General features: G+C 74.0%; 3 protein-coding genes. All 3 read left to right on the forward strand.

What is annotated here, in order from left to right:
* The coding region (locus ABD120_RS29300) for an aldehyde dehydrogenase family protein (RefSeq protein WP_343953381.1) at positions 1 to 592 on the forward strand (592 nt) is incomplete at its 5' end.
* Between the two features lie 41 nt (positions 593 to 633).
* The gene (locus ABD120_RS29305; protein ID WP_343953382.1) at positions 634 to 3,675 is read left to right on the forward strand and encodes a chondroitinase family polysaccharide lyase; all 3,042 of its coding nucleotides are present in this window, start codon (positions 634 to 636) and stop codon (positions 3,673 to 3,675) included.
* Between the two features lie 125 nt (positions 3,676 to 3,800).
* Positions 3,801 to 4,911 (forward strand): AAA family ATPase (locus tag ABD120_RS29310; RefSeq protein ID WP_343953383.1); only part of this gene is annotated, 1,111 nt, incomplete at its 3' end.

The raw sequence follows: 4,911 nt of genomic DNA on the forward strand, positions 1-4,911 counted from the left end.
CTCCGGCCAGGCGTGCATCTCCGTGCAGCGGGTCGTGGTCGAGGAGCCGGTACGCGAGGAGTTCCTGTCGCTGCTGGCCGAACGGGTGCGCGACGTCGCCGTCGGCGACCCGCGCCTGCCGGAGACCCGGGTCGCGCCGCTCATCGACGAGCGCTCCACCGACCGGGTGCTGGCCTGGGTGGCGGCGGCCGTGGCGGCGGGCGCCCGGCTGGTCGCCGGAGGGGTGCGCGAGGGCCGGTCGGTCGCGCCGACGGTGCTCGCCGACGTCCCGGACGGCGCCGACGCCTGGGACGAGGAGATCTTCGGCCCGGTCGTGTGCGTGCGGACCGTCCGCGACCTGGAGGAGGCGTTCGCGGTCGTCAACGCCTCCAGGTACGGCCTGCACGCCTCGGTCTACACCGCCTCGCTGGCCACGGCCTTCGCCGCGATCGAGCGCATCGAGGCGGGTGGCGTCGTCGTCAACGAGGTGCCGGGCTTCCGGGCCGACAACATGCCGTACGGCGGCGTGAAGGACTCCGGGACCGGCCGCGAGGGGCCGCGCTTCGCGATCGAGGAGCTGACCGTGACCCGGATGGCGATCATCCGCCCATGACGCTCTTTACGTGAAGAAAACTTTCGCGTTGTATACGGCGCATGGCACCAGAGATCACCCGCCGCTCCGTGATCACCGCCGGGATGGCCGCACCCCTCATGATGACCAGCACCCCCGCCACCGCCTCCACCCCCGCCTCCACTGTCGCGGCCGCTCTGCCCGCCGACCTCGAACAGCGCGCCATGGCGCTCACCCCGCCCGTCTTCCTGCTGGAGAGCGCCGTACCGCCGCACTTCTCCGGCTCGGGCCTGTCCGTCTCAGGTGCCGCCGCCGTCTGTGGCACCCGGTCGCTGCGCTGGGACCACGACAGCCGCTCCGTGATCACCGTACGGGCGCCGCTGCGCTGGGCCGCCGACCCCTACCGGCCCGGCGACGACCAGGCGTGGCAGGGCCTCGTGGACGCCTTCTGCGTCTGGGTCCACAACACCGAGCCGACCGACGACGTGCTGCGTTTCGAGTTCGGCAGAGGCGAGCGCACCGACGTGTGGTTCGACTTCCGGCTCGGCTACCGGGGGTGGCGCACCGCGTGGCTGCGCTACGCCTACGACATGCGCGGCAGGCCGCACCCCGCCATGGACACCCTGCGCATCGTGGCGCCCCGCCGTACGGGGACGCTGCACTTCGACCAGCTCATGCTCAACGTGCCGCTGCGCCCCGACGCGCCCAACGCCGACCACCAGCTGCCCGCCATCGCCGCCGAGGGCGACACCTACGACAACCAGCACTGGCAGGCCCTGCTCACCTTCGAGCGCCTCCTGCGGGAGGAGGAGCCCGACCGCACGCCCCCGACCCCGGCGGAGACCCAGGCGCTGGCCGCGCTGCGCACCCGCTACGTCGAGGAGTACCTGCTCGCCCCCGTCACCGTCGACGTGCCCGCGCTCACCGCCCAGACCGCCGCCCTGCTCGGCCGGCCCGTCCACGCCTACCAGTCGCAGATCTACCCCGCCGAGATCGCCGCCGAGCTGCGCGCCTTCGTCGCCCCCGTGACGCTGCGGGCCGTCACCGACCTGATGCGCACGATCGCGCTGGCCTGGCAGGCCGCTCCCGCCGAGCGGCCCGCGCTCGGCCGCCTCTACCTCGACCTGTTCCACCACCTGCGCGAACAGGGCTGGACGGCAGGCAGCGGCCAGGGCACCATCCACCACCTCGGCTTCGACGTGCGCGGCTACTACGACTCCGCCTACCTCGTGCGCGAGGTCTTCCGCGAGGCCGGGCTGCTCGACGAACTGCGCGCCGACCTCGACTGGCTCACCGGGCTCGGCCGCCTGTTCCGGGGCTTCGGCTTCCGGACGGCGCGCGGCAGCGTCATGGACCTCTACAACACCACCGTGCGCGGCATGCTCGCCGCCGTCCTGCTGCGCGACGGCGACCGCGAGCAGATCGCCTATCTGCGGGTGCTGCGCGACTGGCTGAACGACACCCTCCAGCCCACCGACGGCATCCAGGACGGCGTCAAGCCCGACGGCTCGGCCTTCCACCACGTCGGCTTCTTCCCCGACTACGTCCGCGACGGGCTGGCCGGGCTCGCCCCCATCGTCTACGTGCTGCACGGCGGCGCGTTCGCGATCTCCCCGCAGGCGTACGGGTGGCTGAAGAAGACGCTGCTCGCCCAGCGGATCTACGCGAACAAGACGCACTGGCCGGTCTCCGCCAGCGGGCGCAACCCCGGCGGCACCACCGGCCTGTCGGTCGTGCCCTTCCAGTGGCTGGCCCGGATCGACGACGAGATCGGCGCCGCCTTCCTGCGACTGCTGCCCGCCGCCCCCACGCCGCAGCAGCGCGCCGTCGCCGAACTGCTGGCCGCCAGGGGCGTCACCGCCGAGCCCGCGCCCACCGGCAACTGGGCCTACAACTACGCCGCGCTCGCCGTGCAGCGGAGAGGGGAGTGGCAGGTGAGCGTGCGCGGCCACAACCGGTACCTGTGGAGCACCGAGATCTACGTCGGCGCCAACTGGTACGGCCGCTACAACACCTACGGGCAGATCCAGGTCCTGCACAAGGGCACCAACCTGGCCAGCGGGTACGCGCCCAACGGCTACGACTGGAACCGGCGGCCCGGCACGACCGTCATCCGCAAACCGCTCGACCTGCTCAAAGGCGACCTGACCGGCGCCATCGAGGAGATGCTGCTCACCGACTCCCGCTTCGCCGGCGCGCACACCATCGACGGCCGCGACGGCATGTTCGCCATGGACCTTCGCGAACACCCCAAATACGACGGCAGCCACCGGGCGCGCAAATCCGTCTTCCTCTTCGACGACCGGGTCATCGCGATCGGCACCGGCATCGCCAACGACGACCGCGTCCACGAGACCGAGACCACCCTCTTCCAGACCACCCGCACCGGGGCCGTCCTGGTCGACGGGGCCGAGACCGCCTGGCCGTACGAGGGGCTGGAGCTGTCGCCCCGGTGGATCCTGGACGACAAGGACCTCGGCTACTACCTCGCCCCCGGCCAGCGCGTCGGGCTCACCCGGGGCACCCAGCAGTCCCGCCACCACGGCACCGAGGCGCCGACCGGCGGCGACTTCTCCACCGCCTGGATCAGGCACGGCAGCGCGCCGCGCGACGGACACTACGAGTACGCCGTCCTCGTCGGCGCGACGGCCGAGTCCGCCGCCGCCTTCGCCGCCGCCATGGACGAGCCCGGACGGGCGCCGTACACGGTGCACCGGGCCGACCGCGTGGCGCACGTCGTCAGCGACCGCGCGAGCGGCCTCACCGGGTACGCGGTGTTCGAGCGGACCGCGCTGACCGGGCTGGTGCGGTACGTGGACACGCCGTCCATGCTGCTCACGCGGCCGGAGGGGGACGAACTCGACCTCGCCGTGTGCGATCCGGACCTGCGGCTGTACGGCGGCATCGACCCCGACCAGTACGAGCGCGGCCGCTACGTCGGCCACTACAGCCCGTGGTCGCGGCCGTGGCTGGACGACCCGAGCCGTCCGCACCTGCTGCGGGTGACGCTCGCGGGCCGGTGGCGGGCCGAGGGGCCGTGCCGTACGCGGGTGGACGGCGAGCGGACCGTCGTGGAGTTCGAGACCGTCCACGGAGCACCGGTTCAGGTCCGCCTGCGCCGCTGAAGCCGCGCGCACCGACCCGGAGAGTACGCCGAGGCAGGCTCCCCCGCCCCGGACCGGGGCCTTCCCCGGTTCGGAGCCGGGCGCTCAGGCCGTCGGCCCGGCGGCGGGGCGTTAGGTTGTTCGTCATGCTCTGGGGAAGGCGGCGGGAGTGCGCCGCGATCGAGCGGGTCGTGGCCGAGGCCCGGTCCGGGCGCAGCGGCGCGCTGGTCCTGCGCGGCGAGCCGGGCATCGGCAAGTCGGCGCTGCTCCGGCACGCCGCCGCCGTCGCCGGTGACGCACGGGTCCTGCACGGCACCGGGATCGAGTCCGAGAGCGAACTGCCGTTCGCCGGACTGCACCTGCTCCTGCGTCCGCACCTCGACCGCGTCGACGCGCTGCCCGGACGCCAGGCGGCCGCGCTGGGCGCGGCGCTCGGCCTGGCGCGGGGCGCCGACGGCGACCGGTTCCTCGTGGGCCTCGCGGTGCTGACCCTGCTCGCCGACCTGGCAGCCGACGTTGCAGCCGACCTTGACGGGGGGCGCCCGTTGCTGTGCCTGATCGACGACGCCCACTGGCTGGACCACGCCTCCGCCGAGGTCCTGCTGTTCGCGGCACGCAGGCTGCACGCCGAGGGCATCGCGATGATCTTCGCCGCCCGCGACGGGCACCCGTCCGGGTTCGCGGCGTCCGGCCTGCCCGAGCTCAGCGTCGGCGGCCTCGATCCTGACGCCGCCGCGAGCCTGCTGGCCGAGCGGGCCGCCGCTCTCGCACCGCAGGTCAGAGCGCGGATCCTGGACGAGGCGCGCGGCAATCCGCTCGCCCTGCTGGAACTCCCGACGGCCTTCGACGACGGCGTGCCACCGGCGCTGGGACCCGGTGACGGGCTCAGGCGGGCCTTCGCCCACCGGATCGCCGACCTGCCGGCGGCCACGCAACGGCTGATGGCCGTGGCCGCCGCCGACGACACCGGCGACCCCGCCGTGGTGTTCGGCGCGGCCGGACGGCTCGGCGCCTCCCTCGCGGACGTGGCGCCCGGCGAGCAGGCCGACCTGCTGCTGTTCACCGAGGGCCGGCTGACCTTCCGGCATCCGCTGGTGCGCGCGAGCGCCTACCGGAACGCCCCGCTGGCGCTGCGCCTGGAGGCGCACCGGGCGCTGGCGGAGACGCTCGTCGGCGCCGCCGGCGCCGACCGGCGCGCATGGCATCTGGCCGCGATCAGCTCCGGCCCGGACGAACGGGTCGCCGCCCTGCTGGAGG

Source organism: Nonomuraea longicatena (assembly GCF_039525605.1).
Lineage (GTDB): Bacteria > Actinomycetota > Actinomycetes > Streptosporangiales > Streptosporangiaceae > Nonomuraea > Nonomuraea longicatena.